General features: G+C 73.1%; 20 protein-coding genes. 8 read left to right on the top strand and 12 right to left on the bottom strand.

Annotated features, from left to right (window positions below):
• Nucleotides 1-130: 130 nt before the first annotated feature.
• Nucleotides 131-418 carry a metal-sensitive transcriptional regulator gene (locus O1G22_RS39240; protein ID WP_270085666.1) on the bottom strand — a complete coding sequence of 96 codons (288 nt, stop codon included), beginning with the start codon at nt 416-418 and terminating at the stop codon, nt 131-133.
• An 84-nt stretch (nt 419-502) separates the two neighbouring features.
• Between O1G22_RS39240 and O1G22_RS39235 the strand changes: the two genes are divergently transcribed.
• Nucleotides 503-1,093 carry a rhodanese-like domain-containing protein gene (locus O1G22_RS39235; RefSeq protein WP_270085665.1) on the top strand — a complete coding sequence of 197 codons (591 nt, stop codon included), beginning with the start codon at nt 503-505 and terminating at the stop codon, nt 1,091-1,093.
• Between the two features lie 215 nt (nt 1,094-1,308).
• Entirely contained in the window at nt 1,309-2,595 is a 1,287-nt protein-coding gene (locus tag O1G22_RS39230; RefSeq protein ID WP_270085664.1) for an FAD-dependent oxidoreductase, read from the top strand.
• A 25-nt stretch (nt 2,596-2,620) separates the two neighbouring features.
• On the opposite strand, the gene O1G22_RS39225 is transcribed toward O1G22_RS39230, so the two are convergent.
• Together O1G22_RS39225 and O1G22_RS39220 are read right to left on the bottom strand one after the other, a co-directional pair.
• Nucleotides 2,621-3,607, bottom strand: a complete 987-nt coding sequence (locus O1G22_RS39225; RefSeq protein ID WP_225094758.1) for a M56 family metallopeptidase — start codon at nt 3,605-3,607, stop codon at nt 2,621-2,623.
• A gap of 19 nt (nt 3,608-3,626) precedes the next feature.
• Nucleotides 3,627-4,037 (bottom strand): BlaI/MecI/CopY family transcriptional regulator, encoded by a 411-nt coding sequence (locus O1G22_RS39220; RefSeq protein WP_270085663.1) that lies wholly within the window; start codon nt 4,035-4,037, stop codon nt 3,627-3,629.
• Between the two features lie 142 nt (nt 4,038-4,179).
• On the opposite strand from O1G22_RS39220, the gene O1G22_RS39215 reads away from it, so the two are divergent.
• The 5 genes from O1G22_RS39215 to O1G22_RS39195 all read left to right on the top strand — a co-directional run bounded on the left by O1G22_RS39215 (nt 4,180) and on the right by O1G22_RS39195 (nt 9,224).
• Nucleotides 4,180-5,562: a glycosyltransferase gene (locus O1G22_RS39215; RefSeq protein WP_270085662.1), complete on the top strand. Its 1,383-nt coding sequence runs from the start codon at nt 4,180-4,182 to the stop codon at nt 5,560-5,562.
• Nucleotides 5,559-6,356 (top strand): polysaccharide deacetylase family protein, encoded by a 798-nt coding sequence (locus tag O1G22_RS39210; RefSeq protein ID WP_270085661.1) that lies wholly within the window; start codon nt 5,559-5,561, stop codon nt 6,354-6,356. The genes O1G22_RS39215 and O1G22_RS39210 overlap by 4 nt, the downstream gene beginning before the upstream one ends.
• Nucleotides 6,357-6,444: 88 nt before the next feature.
• Nucleotides 6,445-7,113, top strand: coding sequence for a DedA family protein (locus O1G22_RS39205; protein WP_225094762.1), 669 nt, complete (start codon nt 6,445-6,447; stop codon nt 7,111-7,113).
• Nucleotides 7,114-7,230: 117 nt separating this feature from the next.
• On the top strand, nt 7,231-7,956 hold the full coding sequence (locus O1G22_RS39200) for a polysaccharide deacetylase family protein (protein WP_270085660.1): 726 nt from the start codon (nt 7,231-7,233) through the stop codon (nt 7,954-7,956).
• Between the two features lie 83 nt (nt 7,957-8,039).
• On the top strand, nt 8,040-9,224 hold the full coding sequence (locus O1G22_RS39195) for a glycosyltransferase family protein (RefSeq protein WP_270085659.1): 1,185 nt from the start codon (nt 8,040-8,042) through the stop codon (nt 9,222-9,224).
• A gap of 21 nt (nt 9,225-9,245) precedes the next feature.
• On the opposite strand, the gene O1G22_RS39190 is transcribed toward O1G22_RS39195, so the two are convergent.
• The 5 genes from O1G22_RS39190 to O1G22_RS39170 all read right to left on the bottom strand — a co-directional run bounded on the left by O1G22_RS39190 (nt 9,246) and on the right by O1G22_RS39170 (nt 13,308).
• Entirely contained in the window at nt 9,246-10,517 is a 1,272-nt protein-coding gene (locus tag O1G22_RS39190) for a KAP family P-loop NTPase fold protein (protein WP_270085658.1), read from the bottom strand.
• A 90-nt stretch (nt 10,518-10,607) separates the two neighbouring features.
• Nucleotides 10,608-11,183 (bottom strand): TerD family protein, encoded by a 576-nt coding sequence (locus O1G22_RS39185; RefSeq protein ID WP_225094766.1) that lies wholly within the window; start codon nt 11,181-11,183, stop codon nt 10,608-10,610.
• A 131-nt stretch (nt 11,184-11,314) separates the two neighbouring features.
• A complete protein-coding gene (tatA, locus tag O1G22_RS39180; RefSeq protein ID WP_225094767.1) occupies nt 11,315-11,599 on the bottom strand; it encodes a Sec-independent protein translocase subunit TatA in 285 nt (94 codons plus the stop codon).
• A 63-nt stretch (nt 11,600-11,662) separates the two neighbouring features.
• Nucleotides 11,663-12,358, bottom strand: coding sequence for a lytic transglycosylase domain-containing protein (locus O1G22_RS39175; RefSeq protein ID WP_270085657.1), 696 nt, complete (start codon nt 12,356-12,358; stop codon nt 11,663-11,665).
• 80 nt (nt 12,359-12,438) lie between these two features.
• Nucleotides 12,439-13,308 (bottom strand): NmrA family NAD(P)-binding protein, encoded by an 870-nt coding sequence (locus O1G22_RS39170; RefSeq protein ID WP_270085656.1) that lies wholly within the window; start codon nt 13,306-13,308, stop codon nt 12,439-12,441.
• A 107-nt stretch (nt 13,309-13,415) separates the two neighbouring features.
• Here O1G22_RS39170 and O1G22_RS39165 point away from each other — a divergent pair, with 107 nt between their 5' ends.
• Entirely contained in the window at nt 13,416-14,102 is a 687-nt protein-coding gene (locus O1G22_RS39165) for a TetR/AcrR family transcriptional regulator (protein WP_270085655.1), read from the top strand.
• A 69-nt stretch (nt 14,103-14,171) separates the two neighbouring features.
• Here O1G22_RS39165 and O1G22_RS39160 read toward each other — a convergent pair whose 3' ends face one another.
• The 4 genes from O1G22_RS39160 to O1G22_RS39145 form a co-directional block, all read right to left on the bottom strand.
• A complete protein-coding gene (locus tag O1G22_RS39160; RefSeq protein ID WP_270085654.1) occupies nt 14,172-14,840 on the bottom strand; it encodes a response regulator in 669 nt (222 codons plus the stop codon).
• Complete coding sequence (locus tag O1G22_RS39155; RefSeq protein ID WP_270086656.1) at nt 14,837-16,093, bottom strand: sensor histidine kinase; 1,257 nt, start codon at nt 16,091-16,093, stop codon at nt 14,837-14,839. Before O1G22_RS39155 ends, O1G22_RS39160 begins: the two co-directional genes overlap by 4 nt.
• A gap of 65 nt (nt 16,094-16,158) precedes the next feature.
• The gene (locus tag O1G22_RS39150; RefSeq protein ID WP_270085653.1) at nt 16,159-17,004 is read right to left on the bottom strand and encodes an ABC-2 transporter permease; all 846 of its coding nucleotides are present in this window, start codon (nt 17,002-17,004) and stop codon (nt 16,159-16,161) included.
• Nucleotides 17,001-17,948, bottom strand: coding sequence for an ABC transporter ATP-binding protein (locus O1G22_RS39145; protein WP_270085652.1), 948 nt, complete (start codon nt 17,946-17,948; stop codon nt 17,001-17,003). The genes O1G22_RS39150 and O1G22_RS39145 overlap by 4 nt, the downstream gene beginning before the upstream one ends.
• Nucleotides 17,949-17,987 lie beyond the last annotated feature (39 nt).

Raw genomic sequence — 17,987 nt, 5'->3', positions numbered from 1 at the left:
GCGGCCGGACGCATCACGCCTGCTGCACGATCGCCGAAGCGGATGCCTCACATCGGCGACACGACAGACATACGGCCTGTCAGACATACGCCTGCCGAAGCCAAGGGCCCGACCCCGGACCACGGACGCCTCACGCCAGCGACAGGAACAGCTTCTCCAGCCGGGCGCGCATCGCCTCGGGGTCCTCGCCGTTCTGGCGGCCGGACTCCATGTCGGTCATGCACTGCTGCAGGCCGGTGGCGATGATCGCGAACCCGGCCCGGTCGAGCGCCCGCGAGGCCGCGGCCAGCTGCGTGACGACGTCCTCGCAGTCCCGCCCCTCCTCGATCATCCGGATCACCCCGGAGATCTGCCCCTGCGCCCGCCGCAGCCGGTTGAGCACGGCCTTCAGGGAGTCGCCCTCAAGTTCCAGTTCCACGATCAACTCCTCACCGAATACCCCTAGGGGTAACTTTACGTCCCCGAGCGGCACGACCACGAACAGCGAAGGACCACCTCAGCCATGACCAGCCCCCTCTCCCCCGTCGCGCTCGGCCCCGAGCAGGCCCGGACCCGCCTGACCGAACTCACCGTCATCGATGTGCGCACCCCCGGCGAGTACGCCTCCGGCCATCTGCCCGGGGCCCTCAACATCCCCGTGGACCAGCTCCGGCGCGCGCTGCCCGAGCTACGGCAGGCGGCCGAGCGCGGTGACGTCCTCATGGTGTGCGCGTCCGGCGCCCGGTCCGGCAACGCCTGCCGGTTCCTCGCCGAGCAGGGCATCCCCACGGCCACGCTCACCGGCGGCACCTCCGCCTGGGCCGGTGCCGGACACGCGCTGGACCGGCCCACGGCCTGCGAGACGGCGAAGGCCGGCTGGTCCATGGAGCGGCAGGTCCGCTTCACGGCCGGGACACTGGTCCTGCTGGGCCTGCTGCTCGGTCTGCTCGTGCATCCGGCCTTCGAGATCCTCTCGGCGGGCATCGCCGGCGGCCTGGTCTTCTCAGCGCTGACCGACACCTGCGGCATGGCGGCGGTGCTCGCCAGGCTGCCGCACAACCGGCCGCGCTCGGCCGACCTCGCCGCCACGCTCGCCGCGCTGCGCGCCCGCTGAGCCGCGCCGCTCCCCGCTGTGACGTCTCCGGTGACGTGCAATACACCGCACACGGTTCGACCATGTTTCGGGCAACGTGCGTCGTTTTCACACACCGTTGAAGGGCGACAGGTCACACTCGGTGGCGGAGGGGGGACGAGTGCGACGGCGGTCGCACCATCCCGACGTGGCGCGCCGCCCGGGGGAGGGCGGCGAGCGGACCAGCAGGGGGATGCATGACGCAGTCGCTTCCGGGTCAACGCTCCGCCCACGAACGGGCGTTCACCGGGCGCGCGGGGCTTCCGGTCGTCGTGGTGGGGGCGGGGCCGTACGGGCTGTCGGTGGCCGCGCATCTGCGGGCGGCCGGGGTGCCGGTGCGTGTCTTCGGGGAGGTGATGGGCAGTTGGCGGCACGCCATGGCCACCGGGATGTTCCTGAAGTCGACCCCGGCGGCCACCGATCTGTCCGCTCCGGAGCCGGGCGCCCGGCTCGCCGACTTCCGCCGGCTGCGGGGCGAGCCGGAGCTGACCGAGCTGACGCCGATCCCGTGCGATGTGTTCGTGCGCTACGGGCAGTGGTTCCAGGAGCGGTACGTCGGTGACGTGGATCCCGCCCGGGTGGTGGCCCTCGACCGGGCCGGCGCCGGCCCGGGGTTCACGGTCCGGCTGGCGGACGGGCGGGAACTCACCGCCGGGACCGCCGTCGTGGCCACCGGACTGAACGGACTGGCACACATACCGGGCCAGTTGCGGCGGCTGGCACCCGACGGACCGGGGCCCGGGGCTCTTGTGTCCCACACCAGCCACCACACCGACCTCTCGCGCTACGCCGGACGGCACGTCGCCGTGATCGGCGGCGGCCAGTCCGCGCTGGAGAGCGCCGCGCTGCTGCGCGAGTCCGGCGCCGAGGTGCGGGTGCTGGTCCGGGAGAGCCGGGTACGGTGGGGTACGACACCGGTCCTGTCCCGCCCCTGGGCGCAGCGCCTCGCCCAGCCGGCGTCGCCCCTGGGCACCGGGTGGGTTCTGGCCGCGGTGTGCAAGGCCCCGTACGCCGTACGCCGGTTGCCCGCGTCCGCGCGGCTGCTGCTCTTCCGGCGCGCCCTGGGCCCGTCGGGCGGCTGGTGGCTGCGGGACCGGGTCGAGGGCGTCGTACCGGTGCACACCTCGTGCCGGGTCACGCACGCCGAGGTGACACCTCGGGCTGCGGTGCGCCTGCGGCTCGCCGAGCCTGACGGTACGTCCGCGCTCACCGTCGACCATGTCCTCGCGGCCACCGGCTACCGGCTCGACCTGGACGCCCTGCCGTTCCTCTCACCGGAGGTCCGGCGGGCGCTGGTGTGCGTGCCGGGGTCGAGGGCCCCGGAGCTTACGGGCGCCTTCGAGTCCTCCGTTCCCGGGCTGTACTTCACCGGGTCGCTCGCCGCGCCGGTGTTCGGACCGATGATGCGGTTCGTCGCCGGGACGGAGTTCGCGGCCACCCGCATCGCCGGGGACGCGCTGCGCCGGATCCGGACCGCTCACTGAGCGCGGCGGCCGCGCCGGCCGGGAGCTATGCGTGCCGCTCGCCCGGCCGGTGATGCCGGCAGCAGAAGTGGGCGTCCACGCCGAACTGCGCGGCCGCAGCGGCACACTGGGCCCGCTGTGCGTCGTCGACCATCTTGTCGCTGTCGGAGGCCGCGTTGGCCAGGCCGGCACAGCACAGGGTGAGCAGCAGGGCTCCGCCGGCGATGGGCAGGGTCCGGCGGGGCGGGGGCGGGGCGAGCAGGGCGCGGACCCGCTGGGGAACGGCACCCCCGGTGACGGCGAGCGCCGGGGGGCTCGACGCGTGTGCCGAGGCGGCGAGGGCGGCCCGGCCGACGGCGCGGGCCACGACCTTGCGGCTGCCGACGTGCGCGGCCGCCTCCTCGTCGGCCCAGCGCTCCAGGACGTAACCGCCCGCCTCGGCCAGGGGCCGCAGCAGCGGATTCACGGCGGCGGTGAGCCGCCACAGGGTCTGGAACAGGTGGTGCCGGCCGCGCAGATGGGCGCGCTCGTGCGCGAGCAGGGCCTCGCGTTCCGCGTCGTCGAGGCAGCGCAGCATGCCCCGGGAGACGACGATACGGCCGGGCGCGCCGGGCAGGGCGAACGCCTGGGGCGCGTCGGCGTCGACCACGGCCAGTTCGCCGTCGCCGGGCACGCGCGCGCACTCGCGCCGGGCCCACAGCAGATGGCGCAGCTGCCGTACGGCGGCGAGCACCAGGGAGGCGAATCCCACGAGCAGGACGAGGGCGCCGGCGACCGCGACGGTGAGATGGACGGGGTCTTCGGCCCGCAGGACGGACACCGACCAGCGGCCCTCCGCGGCCACTTCGGGGATCTGGGCGACGCCGGTGAAGGCCAGCAAAGCCAGCGAGCCTGTCCAGCCGACGGTCGTCACGAGCGCGGCGCAGGCGAGGGCCCAGGCGGCGGGGCGCGGGGCGAGCCGACGGGCCGGGCGGGGCGCGAGGACGCTCAGCACGGCCGTCACGACGAGCGGGACGTAGACACTGATCAGCACCGGCTCACTTCCCGTCGTCTCAGTGGCCGGCGCCGTGGCGGCCGTCGGGCCCCTCGGGGCCGGACAGCAGGTGCTGGAGCAACTGCTCGTCCTGCTCGGACAGTTCGGAGACGAAGCGGGTCAGCACCGCCTCGCGGTCGGAACCGCCCTCCAGCAGCGACTTCATGCGGTGCGCGGTGTGCGAGGCCTCGTCGCGGGCCGGTTCGTAGGCGTAGCCGCGGCCCTCGCGGTGCCGGACGAGCATGTCCTTGTCGTACAGCCGGGACAGGATCGTGAGGACCGTCGTGTAGGCCAGGTCGCCCGGCAGCCGCTGAAGGACCTGTCGTGCCGTCAGCGGTCCGTCGGCGGACCAGAGGGCGGCGAGCACGTTGCTCTCCAGTTCGCCGCGCGCCCGCCTGCCGGGTGTGCCGCCGTCCCTGAAGCCGTTCACCGTTCACCCTTCCGTCGCCTTGCCGTGGGACAGACTACCCGGCGATCTCCTACTAGTTGTAGGAGGTATGCTCCGGGCTTCGAAGCGCGAACTACTACAACTTGTAGTCGCACGTCCTTCCACTTGCGCGGAGGAAAAGCCCATGGCCATTCCCGGACGTACGCTCCCGAGATCCGCTCCCACGGGTCTCCTGCCGGTGCCCCGCGCCGTGGCACCGGCCTCGGGCCGGGTCGCGATCGTCTCGGCGAGCGTCGGCGCCGGCCACGACGGTGCCGCGGCCGAGCTGGAGCGCCGGCTCGTCGCGGACGGCTTCGCCGTCGACCGGTACGACCTGCTGGATCTGCTGCCCGCCGGTTTCGGCCGGGCCGTCCGGGACGGCTACCACCGCATGCTCGTCGCGGCGCCCTGGGCCTACCAGCGGATCTACGCCGGCACCGAACGCGCCGGCGGCAGCGGTCCCCTGGCACGGGCGCTGCTGCGCGCCGCCGAGGACCGGGTGCTGCGGGCGTTGCGGCCGGACGTCGGCGCGGTCGTCTCCACGTATCCGGGAGCCAGCCGCGTGCTGGGCGAACTGCGCCGCGCCGGACGCCTGGCCGTCCCCGTCGTCACCTACCTGACCGACTTCTCGGTGCATCCGCTGTGGGTGGCGGACGGTGTGGACGTCCATCTCGCCGCCCACGCGGTGCCCGCCGCGCAGGCCCGGGCGGCCGGGGCCCGGGACGTCCGGGTGTGCGGGCCGGTCACCGACCCCCGCTTCCGCCCCGGCGGCCCGGACGACCGCGCCCGAGCGCGGGAGCGGTTCGGGCTGCCGGCGCACGCCCCGCTCGCGCTGCTGGTCGCCGGGTCCTGGGGAGTCGGCCCGGTCCGGCAGGTCGCGCGGGAGCTGCGGGACTGCGGGGCCGCCGTCCCGGTCGTCGTCTGCGGCCGCAACCAGGTCCTGGCCCGGCAGCTGCGGGCGGACGGGATCGAGTACGTCTACGGCTGGGTCGACGACATGCCCGGCCTGATGCAGGCGGCGGACGTCCTCGTCCAGAACGCGGGCGGTCTCACCTCGCTGGAGGCCTTCGCCGCGGGGCTGCCCGTGGCGAGCTACCGCTGCATACCGGGCCACGGGCCGGCCAACGCCGCCGCCCTGGACGAGGCGGGCGCGGCCGTCTGGATCCGGGACCCGGCCGACCTCAAGAGCGCGCTGTGCGCGCTGGTCGACGGCCCGTTGGGACTGCGCCAGCGTGCGGCCGGGCTCGCCCTGTTCGCCCGGTCCCCGGGCGACGGCCCCGCGGCCGAGATAGCCCGCGTCCACCGGCCGGGCCCGCCACCCCCGCCGCCGGGACCCGGCCCGCGGCGCCGCCCCCGCGCCCGGCGGCTCGCGCTCACCACCGCCGCGGCCTGCGCGGTGTGGGGATGCGCCGTCGGCACCGGGGTCGCGACGACGTACGGCGGTCCCGCGCTGCTGCACACGCTGGGCCACGATCTCGATCCGGCGCGTCTCGCGCCCGCCTTCGGCGAGGAGGGACACCACTCGTGACCGCGTCCCGCCCGCTGCGCACGGCCGCGCTGGCCGCCCTGCCGGCCGCCGCCCTCGCCGCGGTCCACTGCGCCCCTGTCGTCTCCACCTTCGGCCCGCTGCGCAATCGCACCATGCCCCGCCTCTCCGGGCGGGGCCGCGCGGACCATGTCGCCCTCACCTTCGACGACGGTCCCGACCCGCTGTCCACACCGTTCTTCCTGCGACTCCTCGACCGGCGCGGGGTGCGCGCCACCTTCTTCCTGCTCGGCGCCGAGGCCCGCCGCTCGCCCGGCGTGGTGCGCGAGATCGCGGCGGCCGGCCACGAGATCGGCATCCACGGCTGGCGCCACCGGCCCCTGCTGCTGCGCGGCCCGCGTGCGACGTACGACGACTTCGCCCGCGCCCGCGACACGGTCGCCGACCTCACCGGAACCCGGCCCACGCTCTTCCGCCCGCCGTACGGGGTCATGTCCGCCGCCGCCCATGTGGCGGCCCGGCGCCTCGGGCTCACCCCGGTGCTGTGGACGTGCTGGGGCGAGGACTGGACGGCGCGGGCCACGCCCGAGTCGGTGCACCGGACGGTCACCGCGGACCTGGAGGGCGGCGGCACGATCCTGCTGCACGACTCCGACTGCACCTCGGCCCCTGGTGCCTGGCGCTCCGCCCTGGGCGCACTCCCCCGCATCCTCGACACCTGCGAGGAGCGGGGCTACGAGGTCGGTCGGCTGTGCGACCACGGACGGTCCGGTACCGGTACCGTTCCGGACGTTCACCCGGCCGGTGCCGGTGCCCCGGGCCGCGCCGGCCGTTAGACACCGGGAACGCGCCACCCTTTCCGCTCGTCTACAGTTCATAAACCGTCTACATGCTTGTAGTCACCCTCCTGGAGGCTCGGAGCCTATGACCACATCGGTGCACCTCGCCACGCAGCTGGCCGTCAACGTCCTCGACGCGCGTTCGCTGCTGGCCGCGTTCGGCGTCCTGGGCGTCGGCGTGGTCATGTTCGCCGAGACGGGGCTGCTCGTCGGCTTCTTCCTCCCCGGCGACTCGCTGCTGTTCACCGCCGGCCTGCTCTGCACGGGTTCGGCCGACCAGAGCCTGCATCTCTCGCTGGGGCCGCTGCTGGTCTCGGCGGCCGTGGGGGCGCTCGCCGGCGCCCAGTTCGGATTCCTGCTCGGCCGGAAGGCGGGCGGGGCGCTGCTCGCCCGCAGCCGTTCGAAGCGGTTGCTCGAAGGAGCCCAGCGGGCCGAGGAGCTGCTGGAGCGGTACGGCCACGCGAAGGCGGTCGTCCTGGCCCGCTTCGTGCCGGTGGTGCGTACGGTGCTCAACCCGATGGCGGGCGCGCTGGGCGTGCCGGCGCGGACGTTCACGATCTGGCAGGTGGCCGGCGGTCTGGTGTGGAGCCTCGGCCTCACGCTCGGCGGATACGCGCTGGGTTCCTCGATCCCGAACGTCGACCGCTATCTGCTGCCGCTGGTCGGCCTGATCGTCGTCGTGTCCCTGCTCCCGCTGCTCGCCGAGATCCTCCGCTCCCGCCGGGCCGCCCGCGCACAGGAGGAGCGCGGCTGAGGACCGCCGCCCCGGCCCGCCGTTCTCTCCCCGTTCTCACCTGCTTCTCACGCCCCCGGATTACGCTGACGATGTTCCGGGGGCCGGCGCCCCGGCCCCCTGCGGAAGGAGCAGGGCATGTCCGGTCTCCCCCGCCCACTCGCCGCCCTGGCGGCCGTGACGCTGCTGTCCGGGGCCGCCGCCGTTCCGGTCACCGCAGGCGAGCGGACTCCTCAGGCCCCTCCGGTCGACTGCCGGGCCGTCAAGTGCGTCGCGCTGACCTTCGACGACGGGCCGACCCGGTACACGGCCCCGATCCTCGACACGCTCCAGCACCGGCACGTGCCCGCCACGTTCTTCCTCATCGGACCGCATGCGCTGCGCTACCGCGCGGACGTGCTGAGGGAGTACCGGGACGGCGACGCGATCGGGGACCACACCGTCACCCATCCGCGCCTCATCCGGCTCCCGCTCGCCCGCGTCAAGTACGAGATCGGCACCGCGGCACGGCAGATCGCCTCCGTCACCGGGCGGCGGCCGACGCTGTTCCGGCCCCCGTTCGGAGCGTGGAACGCGCGCGTGCGGGCGGCGGCCGGTGCGGAGGGCATGCCGGTGATCATGTGGAGCGTCACGGCCCGGGACTGGAAGTACCGTGACCCGCCCCGCATCGAGCACCGCGTGCTGCGCCTGGTGCGGCCGGGCGCGATCGTCGTCCTGCACGACCGGTACGCCACCACCCCGCCGGCGATCTCCTCCATCGTCCGCGCGCTCCAGGCCCGCGGCTACCACCTGGTCACCGTCCCCCAGCTGTTCGCCACGAGCACCGGCCTGAGACCGGGCATGGTCTACCACCACGGGCCGTGACCGACGCCGGGCCTCGCTCCGTGCGGGACCCGGTGGGCGGGTTCCGGATTGCGTCCGGGGTCCCGTCCGTTCATGGTCGAAGGGTGAGCACGTCCTCCGCGCTGAGGCGATCGGACCGTCCCGGCGGGACCGGACGTCCACCGGTCGAGAGTCCACCGGGTGTTCTGCGGGCCCTCGCCCTCTTCGCCGCCGTCCGTCTGGCCGGGGTCGCCGTGGTGGTGGCGGTCGACGGGGTCGCCGGTCGCCCGTTCGGCAAGAGCCTCGCCCATGCCTGGGACTCGGTCTGGTACCTGCACATCGCCGAGCACGGGTACGGCACCCAGGTCCGCATCACCTCGACCGGCGCGGTGCAGACCGACTGGGCGTTCTTTCCCCTGTATCCGGGGCTCATCCGGGCCCTGAGCGGCCTTCTGCATCTGACGGCGGGGCAGGCCGGCGTGCTGATCGCGTGGGCCTGCGCGCTGATCGCCGCGTACGGCGTCTACGCCGTCGGACACCACCTCCATGGGCAGGCGGTCGCCACTGCCCTGGTCGCGCTGTGGGCGGCGCTTCCGCACGCGGTCGTCCTGAGCCTGGCCTACACCGAGCCGCTGTTCACCGCGTGCGCGGCCTGGGCCCTGTACGCCGTGCTGAACGGCCGCTGGCCGGCGGCGGGGGCGCTCGCGCTGGTGGCCGGCCTGTCCCGGCCGAGCGGCATCGCGGCTGCCGCCGCCGTGACCACCGCGGCGGTGTACGAGGCCGTACGACGGCGCGGGCGCGTGCCACCCGGGCTGTGGGCCGGCGCCGTTCTCGGCCCCCTGGGCTGGATCGCGTACGTGCTGTGGGTGGGCCGGCAGACCGGGGACCTGCTGCACGGCTACTTCCGGGTGCAGAGCGCCTGGAGGTCACAGCTGGACCTCAGCGTCGGGCCCCTGCGCATCCTGCGGTCGATGCCCCTGGACGGCACCGGAGCCGCCTATCCGGTGGCCGTGTGCGTCGTCCTGGCGGGGATCCTGCTCTTCTGTCTGCTGTGCCTCGACCGCGCCCCGCTGGTGCTGGTGGTCTTCGCGGGCTCTCTGCTCCTGCTGGTGCTCGCCATGTCCGGCCCCTTCTCCTCCAGGCCGCGTTTCCTCCTCCCGGCGTTCCCCCTGCTCATCCCGGCGGCCCGTGCCCTGGCGACGGCCTGGCGCACCCGCCTGCGCCGGACCCGTGCCCTGTACGCCGGTCTCACCGCCGTGTCCCTGCTCTACGGCGCCTATCTGGCCGCCCTCGCGCCCAAGCCGCTGTGAGACCGGTGTCGTCCGCTGTGTCTACTCCGGGTCGGCCGGGCCGGCGGTGCTGCGCAGGGTGCTGATCATCTGCCGGACCGCGGGGCCGTCCGGCGGGCTCAGTCGCTCCTGGCCGTTGTGGGTGAGGAGGCGTTCGAGGACCGAGTCCGTGGCGACATCGTGCAGGTACGGGGGGAGTTGCAGAGAGGCCGTCTGGCGGATGGTCGCATTGGTCTGGGCCTGCTCGAAGAACCTGGTCAGCGTCAGCCAGGAGTCGGGCTCGGCGGTCAGGGTGTGGTAGAAGCCGCGGTGCAGTGTACGGATGATGAGCAGCACCGCCAGCTGGAGGCTGTACCGCCGGTCGATCGCGCCGGGCGGCAGCTGTCCGCGTGCGACGGCCAGCGCCATGTTGAAGACGTTGATGTACCGCTTGAGCCGACGCGGATTGCTGCCCAGACCGCGCTGGAGCAGCTCCCAGAAGAAGGGGTCGTCCGCCAGCTCCGAGACATAGGGTCTGAAGGCCTCACGCAGGGTGTCGAACCCCACGTCCGGGAGGAAGAACGGCAGCTGGACGATCTTGTCGAGGTAGGCCATGCCGGAGGCCACCTCGGCCGGTGCCCCCTTGAGGGCCTCGCCGAACTTGTTGGTGGCGATCGCGGCCAGCACGTCCACGTCCAGGGCGAGGACGAAGACGCACTGTGCCTGTGCCAGGTACAGCTTCAGCGACTCCAGCACCGTCATCGCCGACTCGGGGGTGCAGCGGTCGAGGTCGTCCACGAAGACCACCAGCCGGCCGTCCGCACCGACGAACTCCCGTACGGCGTCGGCGAAGTCGGCCTCGAAGCGGTTCACCTGCCGGTACTGCTCCGCGTCCCCCTCGGACAGGCCCTGCAGCAGCTCGTCGACGTCTTCGCGCTTGATGACGCCGCCGGTGCCGAGCGCCGCCGCGGTACCGAGCCCGGCACGGACCGACAGCCAGGTCGCGGCCTTGGCGAGCCGGACGGCCTTCTCCTTGAGGGTCTCCTCCTGCTCCATCTCGGCGAGGATGGTGTGCAGCAGGGCCGCCCAGACCTCGACCTTGCGGTCGTACTTCCAGGGGTTGAACCAGATGGTCCGCGTCTTCCCCGCCTCGAACCGCCGCTCCCACAGTCGCAGAAAGCTCGACTTCCCCGCACCCCAGGAGCCGAACACCCCGACGGTCAGCGGCAACGGTGTCGCCTGCTCCACCGCCGCGTGCAGGACGTCGACGTACGGCCCGAAGTGGAACGAGTCGTCCTCGGGGCTGGTGACGGGGTTGTCGGTGAGCGGACGCAACGAGGCTTCTCCAGTCGGTCGATGGCGGGGAAGTCACTTGCCCTGGGGGCGAGTTCGGTCGTCCAGTGTGTCAGGTCGACGCGTGCCGGGTCAGACGTTGACGCCGAAGTCCTGGGCGATGCCCCGAAGTCCGGAGGCGTAGCCCTGGCCGACCGCGCGGAATTTCCACTCGCCGGCGTGCCGGTACAGCTCGCCGAAGACCATCGCGGTCTCGGTCGAGGCGTCCTCGGAGAGGTCGTAGCGGGCGATCTCCTGGCCGTTCGCCTCGTTCACCACGCGGATGAACGCGTTGCGCACCTGGCCGAAGCTCTGGCCGCGCACATCGGCCTCGTGGATGGAGACCGGGAACACGATCTTGGCGATCTCGGCCGGTACGGCGCTCAGGTTCACCTTGATCGACTCGTCGTCGCCCTCGCCCTCACCGGTGAGGTTGTCGCCGGTGTGCTCCACCGAGCCGTCGGGGCTCTTGAGGTTGTTGTAGAAGACGAAGTGCTGGTCGGAGACAACCTTCCCCGAGGCGTCGCAGAGCAGGGCGGAGGCGTCCAGGTCGTAGTCCGCTCCGGTGGTGGTCCGGACGTCCCAGCCCAGTCCGACCACCACGGCGCTCAGTCCCGGCGCCTGCTTGCTCAGCGACACGTTGCCGCCCTTGCCCAGGGAAACTCCCACGACACATCCTCCCGACTGCGGTCACTTGTCCGTTCACTGGGTGGAACGTCATCCCCGCCGCCGCGGTTCCATGATGTGCGCAAACGTTGAACTGTGGGAGGCCGTCGGCCCGGACGCGTCCGCGGATCGCGTCAGTGGGCCGCGCGGTTCTCCGTGACCGGTGCTGTGGTCTCCGGCGCCTCGGAGGCGACCGGGGTGAGGCGGGGTGCCGACGCGGGGGTGTCCGTCGTGTCCTGCGCGCGGGCGGGGGACGGGGTGGGGGCGTCCTCCTTCATCGCCGCGGCCTCGCTCTTGAGGATGCGCAGGGACTTGCCCAGCCCGCGAGCGGCCTCCGGCAGCTTCTTCGAACCGAACACCAGGATGATCACGATCGCCACGATCAGCAGGTGCCAGGGTTCCAGCCCGTTGCGGAGCATCCCGCCCACCCCTCCCTAGATTGCCTTTTTGCGCAACTGTACAACCGAGCCTGGGCCGTCGCCTCAGTCCGTGCCGACGGCCTGTTCCGCCTTGGTCCAGTTGGCGTGCAGCCGGTCGAGATACGAGCGGGCCTGACTGCCGGGGGTGGCCCCGCGGGCGAAAGCGAGCATGTTGCCCGCGCCGGTGTTGTAACCGAGCGCCAGCAGGTCGTCCCGGGTGTAGGCGGCTGACCGGCCGGCCGGCAACTGGGCCGCCAGGTCGTGCAGATACCAGGCCTCGGCCTCGATCGCGAGGTCGCGGTCGTCCGGCAGTTCGTCCCAGCTGCGGCCGGCGAAGTCCCGGCCCTGCTTGACCTCGTCGAAGGCGGCCCGATGCATGTTCGCGATACCGAAAGCAGCGTCGGGCTTGTACTTCTGCCAGGCCCGCTCGAAGGCCGGATCGTGCGGTTTGTACGCCTCGTTGTAGAGGATCGCCATCAGCAACTGGGCGCTGACACCGGCCTGCCGGGCCCGGGTGCGGACCTGGGCGGCGTACCGGGCGGGGTCGTACGACGGGCCGGCCGCCGCAGCGGGAGAGGGACGGGTGTCACTGGCCGACGGGGTCGGCGCGGAAGCCGACGCCCTGGCCGGTGGCGGGGTGTCGTCGCCGTCGTCGTCGCCGCCGAAGAGGCCGGCGGCACGCAGGACGACGTACAGCGCCAGGGCGAGGACCGCCACAGCGAGCAGGCGGCGACGCCTCGGCCGCACGGAATCCGGCATGCCCGTCTCCTCCGGGAGTCGGCCGCGCGCGCCGATCGGGCCGCCGGGCGGACGGCCCGGCGCACGCGTGCCGGATCAGTTTAGGCATCCGGTCCCGACACCCGGGCGCGCAGCACCGTGTCCATGGCGACGGGTGCACGGCCGAGGAGGCCGGCCAGGGTCGGGTCGACGCCGGCGAACTCGCCGGCGCGGCTCGCCGCGAAGATGCCCAGCAGCTGGTCGGCCCGCTCGGCGGGGAGGCCGTGGCCCGTCAGCCGCTCCCTGAACTGCTCGTCGGAGATGGTGATCCGCTTGACGGCGCGGCCCGTGACGCGGGTGGCGATACCGGGGATGTCGGCGAACGTGAGCGCCTGCCCGGCGGTGAGCGACGGCGTGGGACCGTCGAAGCGGCCCTCGTCGGCCAGGAGCACGGCGGCGGCCTCGGCGAGGTCGTCGTGCAAGGTCCAGCAGACGGGCCCGTCCTCCGGGAGGGCGATCTCGCCGGTCTCCAGCGCGGGGCCGAGCAGTTGCAGAGCGCTGGCCGCGTGGAAGCCGTTGCGCAGCGCGGTGAACGGCACACCGCAGGCGCGCAGCGCCGCTTCGTCGGCGGCATGGTCACGGCAGGCCTCGAAGCGGGACGTGGCCGCCGTACCCATGTGGCTGGTGTACAGGACGCGGCGGGCGCCTGCCGCGACGGCCGCCTCGAAGGCGGTCCGGTGCTGCCGTACGGCCTCGTCGCCCATCTTGTCGACAGAGACGACCAGCACCTGTGTGGCGCCCTCGAAGGCGTGGGCGAGAGCCGCCGGGTCGGTGAAGCTGCCCTGTCGCACCCGTACGCCCCGGTCGGCGAGGGCCTGCGCCCTGAGCGGGTCGCGGACGCTCACGCCGACCTGTTCGACGGGCACGCGCGTCACCAGCCTGTCGACGACGCGGCGTCCGAGATGTCCGTTGGCTCCGGTCACGATGATCACGATGCACTCCAAGAAGTCCGGGAGATCCCCGGCAGAGTTCCAGTGGAATCACTTTGACGTTATCACCGATACTAACGACGGAAACAAGAGTCGGATAGCATTGATACATGCCATCGCCGCCCTCTCGTACGCGCATCGTCGAGGCCGCCATCGGCCTGCTGGAGTCCAGCGGCCGGGACGCGGTCACCACCCGCGCGGTCGCCGATGCGGCAGGCGTGCAGCCGCCCGCCCTCTACCGGCTGTTCGGCGACAAGGACGGTCTTCTGGAGGCCGTGGCGGAGCATGGCTTCGCCACGTTTCTCGCGTCCAAGCGGGTCGACCCCGATCCGCCGGACCTGATCGAGGACCTGCGGGCCGGGTGGGACCTCGCCGTCGAATTCGGCCTGGCACATCCCGCGCTCTACTCGCTGATGTACAGCGAGCCCACCCGTGCCGCCTCGCCCGCCTACCAGGCGGGCCTGAAGATCCTGAAGGGCCGCATCCGGCGCCTCGCCGCCCATGGCCGGCTGCGCGTGGACGAGGAACTCGCGGCCGCGATCATCCACGCCACGGCGCGCGGGGCGGTGCTCACCTGGCTGTCCCTGCCCGAAGACGGCCGCTCCCCGGCCCTGCTGACCGCGCTGCGGGAGGCGATGGTCACCGCCATCACGAACCAGGAGCCCGCCGTACGAGAGACGGGCCCGGCCGGTGCCGCCCGCGCCCTGCGCGCCACACTGCCCGAACAGACGGTCCTCAGCGGCGCCGAACAGCATCTGCTCCACGAGTGGCTCGACCGCCTCGCCGCACAGGACTGAACCCTCGCGAGATGCCGTGAACCGCCCAGGAAACCGCGGCGGGTCGGGTCCAGCCGGCTGCGCCCGGCGTCACCCGCCGTTCGGGCGGGCGAGGCCCTGGTCGTAGGCGAAGATCACGGCCTGGATGCGGTCGCGGGCACCGATCTTGGCCAGGACGCGGCCGACGTGGGTCTTGACCGTGGACTCGGACAGGACGAAGCGGGCGGCGATCTCGCCGTTGGTCCAGCCCTTGCCGATGGCGACGAGGATCTCGCGCTCGCGGTCGGTGAGGGAGCGCAGCCGCGCGTCGTCGGTGCCGTCGGTGCCGTGCACGGGGCCGTAGCGGGCGAACTCGTCGAGGAGACGGCGGGTCAGGGACGGGGCGATCACGGCGTCGCCGGCGGCGACGGCGCGGATCCCGGCGAGGAGTTCCTCGGGGCGCGCGTCCTTCAGCAGGAAGCCGCTGGCTCCGGCGCGCAGCGCGGCGTGGACGTACTCGTCCAGGTCGAAGGTGGTCAGCACGAGAACACGGGAGCGGGCGCCGGCGGCGGTGATCCGGCGGGTGGCCTCGATGCCGTCCATGCCGGGCATGCGGACGTCCATCAGGACGACGTCGGGCCGCAGTTCGGCGGCCTTGCGGACGGCCTCGGCGCCGTGCGCCGCCTCGCCGACGACCTCCGTCTCGGGCACGGCGTCGAGGAGCATCCGGAAGGCGAAGCGCTGCAGCGGCTGGTCGTCCACGACGAGCACGGTGGTCACCGGGCACCGCCCTGGGGCGTCAGGTCGAGGACGGCCTCCACGGCCCAGCCGCCGCCCGCGGCGGGTCCGGCGCTGACGTGCCCGCCGTAGAGCGCCGCTCTCTCACGCATGCCCACCAGGCCGTGTCCTTCCTCGTTCGGTGGTCCCGGGCGCGCGCCGGGGCCGTTGTCCCGGACCCGGATGCTCAGCCGTGAGTCCTCGACGACCACCGACAGCGTCACCCGGGTGTCGGCGCCGGCGTGCTTCAGGGTGTTCGTGAGGGCCTCCTGGACGATGCGGTAGACCGTCAGCTGCACCCCGCTGTCGAGGGCGTCCACCTCGCCGACCGTCCGGTAGACGACCTCCAGGCCGGCTGTGCGCACACCATCGCACAGCGTCTCGACGTCGGCGATGCCGGGCTGCGGACTGAGCTGCGGCGCCTTGGCGGGGCCGTCCGGGTCCTCGCGGAGCACGCCGAGCACGCGCCGCAGCTCGTCGAGGGCCATCCTGCCGGTGTCCCCGATGAGCCGCAGGGCCTCCTTGCCACGCTCGGGGGCCGTGTCCGTGGCGTACACGCCGGCGTCGGCGAGGGAGATCATGACGGACAGGTTGTGTCCGACGATGTCGTGCATCTCGCGGGCCACCCGGGTGCGTTCGGCCGCGGTCGCGAGTCTGCTGCGCTGGTCGCGCTCGATCTCCAGGCGGGCGGCGCGCTCCCGCAGCCCGGCGAGCTGGGCCCTGCGGATGCGGACCATCAGGCCGAGCGCCAGGGCCGCGATCGTGGTGCTGAGCAGGAAGAACAGCGCGTCCCAGACGGACACCGCCGCCGAGGCGCGCACCGCGACCAGGGTCATCCCGGCCGCCATGACCCCGCAGGCCCACGGCAGCTGCCGCAGGCTGCCGTGCAGGGCCAGGCTGTACAGGGCGATGAACAGGGCGACGTCCGCGCGCAGTACGGCGTCCACGGACCACTGGGCGATGAACACGGCCGCGATGACGCCGAAGGCCGCCATGGGCCGGCGCCGCCGCCACAGCAGGGGCAGCACGAGCCCCGCCTGGAAGGCCAGCATGCCCGCCGGGGGAAGCTGGGTGAAGGCGAGCCGCAGGCGGCGGGGGGCGTCGCGGTCTCCGGCGTGCCCGTGGGCCAGGTCGGGCAGGCAGAACAGCAGGAAGACGACGACCACCACCGCGGTGTCCAGCACCCAGGGATGGGCGGCGTCGGCCTGGCGCAGCCGCTGGCCGCCCCGGGACAGCCGGGCGACCAGCGGTCCCATGCCGCTGACGTCGTCGGTGGTGGTCGTGGTCGTCGAGGGTGTCACCCGACCATGGTGCAGCGCGATCACACGTCGCTGCGCACCAGCCGGTACGCGGCTCCGGCCAGGGCGAGTGCCGTCCAGCCGAGGAAGACCAGCAGACCGGCCGTCGGCGAGAGGGTGGTGGAGTCGTGCGTCAGGGCGAAGATCGACTCACCGGCGTTGCTCGGCAGGTAGGGGCTGATGTTGTCCTGCCAGGAGCTGGGCAGGAGCGAGATCAGGCCGGGGATCAGCATCAGCGTCGCCACGAGCACGGAGATCCCGCCGGCCACGGAGCGCAGCAGCGCGCCGAGTGCGGTGCCGATCACGCCGACCAGGCCGAGGTAGAGCCCGGCGCCCAGCAGGCTGCGCAGGACTCCCGCGTGGGAGAGGCCCAGGGCGGCGGGGGTGCCGGAGACGATCTGGCTCCCGATCCCGAACGTGACGAACGCGCCGAGGGTCGCGACGACGAGTGCGACCAGCCCGTAGACGGCCGCCTTGGACCACAGCACGGGCAGCCGGCGCGGTACGGCGGCGAGCGTCGACCTGATCATGCCGGTCGAGTACTCCCCGGCCGTGACGAGCACACCGAGGACGCCGAGGGCCAGCTGGGCGAAGTGCGTGCCGAAGAGGGACAGGCTGACGGCGGTGGAGTGGGCGAAGTCACCGTCCATGTGGTGGCCCGAGTCGATGTTGGACTTGTAGCGGGCGGAGGCGATCAGCCCGAACGCGACCAGGAACAGCAGGGCCAGCCCGAGGGTGATCCAGGTCGACCGCAGCGTCCACAGCTTGGACCACTCCGAGGAGAGCACGCGCCGGCCGGTGACCCGGTAGGCGGGGCGGGCGGGAGCGGAGGCGGGTGCCTCGGGCTCGGCGGTGGTCAGGGCGCTCATGCGGGCCTCCCGGCGGCTTCCAGGGTCTCGGTGGCGGTCGTGGAGCCGTGGTATTCGACGGCGTCCCTGGTCAGGTTCATGAAGGCTTCCTCCAGCGAGACCGTCCGCGGGGTCAGCTCGAACAGCGCGATGCCGTGCTCGGCCGCCGCCAGTCCGATCTGACGGGGGGTCAGCCCGGTGACCTGGAGTTCCTCCGAGCCGATCCGTCCGGTGATGTCGACACCGGGCCCGGCGAGCACGTCCCGCAGCCGCGCGGGGTCCTGCGTGACGACCTTCACGGTGTCGCCGCCGGCCTCACGGATGAGGTCCGGCACAGTGGTGTCGGCCAGCAGCCGGCCGCGCCCCACGATGATGAGGTGGTCGGCGACCAGTGCCATCTCGCTCATCAGGTGGGAGGAGACGAAGACGGTACGGCCCTCGTCGGCGAGCGCCTTGAGCAGGTTGCGGATCCAGAGCACGCCCTCCGGGTCCAGCCCGTTGACCGGCTCGTCCAGCATCACCGTCTGGGGGTCGCCGAGCAGGGCGGCCGCGATGCCGAGCCGCTGGCCCATGCCCAGGGAGAAGGCCCCGGCACGCTTCTTCGCCACGCTGGCGAGGCCCGCGAGGTCGATGACCTCGTCGACCCGGCGCCGGGGGATCCCGTGGGTCAGCGCGAGCGCGCGCAGATGGTGGTAGGCCGAGCGGCCCGGGTGGATCGACTTGGCCTCCAGGAGCGCCCCGACCTCCTGCAGGGGCGCCCGGTGCCGGGCGTAGGGGTGGCCGTTGACCGTGACGGAGCCGCTGGTCGGGGCGTCGAGCCCGACGATCATGCGCATGGTCGTGGACTTCCCGGCACCGTTGGGGCCCAGGAAGCCGGTCACGGTGCCGGGCTTGACGGTGAAGTCCAGCCCGTCGACGGCGGTCTTCTCGCCGTACCTCTTGGTCAGCTGCTGTGCCTCGATCATTCGCGTTCTCTCTGTCGGCCGCGGCGCCCGCCGATAGCC

This window comes from Streptomyces camelliae (genome assembly GCF_027625935.1).
Taxonomy (GTDB): Bacteria; Actinomycetota; Actinomycetes; order Streptomycetales; family Streptomycetaceae; genus Streptomyces; species Streptomyces camelliae.
This window is presented reverse-complemented; position numbering and strand designations above follow the sequence as displayed.

What these genes read in the sequence shown, in the direction of transcription:
- O1G22_RS39235 (WP_270085665.1), top strand. Translation starts at nt 503, where the DNA reads ATGACCAGCCCCCTCTCCCCCGTCGCGCTCGGCCCCGAGCAGGCCCGG.
- O1G22_RS39230 (WP_270085664.1), top strand. Translation starts at nt 1,309, where the DNA reads ATGACGCAGTCGCTTCCGGGTCAACGCTCCGCCCACGAACGGGCGTTC.
- O1G22_RS39215 (WP_270085662.1), top strand. Translation starts at nt 4,180, where the DNA reads ATGGCCATTCCCGGACGTACGCTCCCGAGATCCGCTCCCACGGGTCTC.
- O1G22_RS39205 (WP_225094762.1), top strand. Translation starts at nt 6,445, where the DNA reads ATGACCACATCGGTGCACCTCGCCACGCAGCTGGCCGTCAACGTCCTC.
- O1G22_RS39200 (WP_270085660.1), top strand. Translation starts at nt 7,231, where the DNA reads ATGTCCGGTCTCCCCCGCCCACTCGCCGCCCTGGCGGCCGTGACGCTG.
- tatA (WP_225094767.1), bottom strand. Translation starts at nt 11,599, where the DNA reads ATGCTCCGCAACGGGCTGGAACCCTGGCACCTGCTGATCGTGGCGATC.
- O1G22_RS39175 (WP_270085657.1), bottom strand. Translation starts at nt 12,358, where the DNA reads ATGCCGGATTCCGTGCGGCCGAGGCGTCGCCGCCTGCTCGCTGTGGCG.
- O1G22_RS39165 (WP_270085655.1), top strand. Translation starts at nt 13,416, where the DNA reads ATGCCATCGCCGCCCTCTCGTACGCGCATCGTCGAGGCCGCCATCGGC.
- O1G22_RS39155 (WP_270086656.1), bottom strand. Translation starts at nt 16,093, where the DNA reads ATGGGACCGCTGGTCGCCCGGCTGTCCCGGGGCGGCCAGCGGCTGCGC.
- O1G22_RS39150 (WP_270085653.1), bottom strand. Translation starts at nt 17,004, where the DNA reads ATGAGCGCCCTGACCACCGCCGAGCCCGAGGCACCCGCCTCCGCTCCC.
- O1G22_RS39145 (WP_270085652.1), bottom strand. Translation starts at nt 17,948, where the DNA reads ATGATCGAGGCACAGCAGCTGACCAAGAGGTACGGCGAGAAGACCGCC.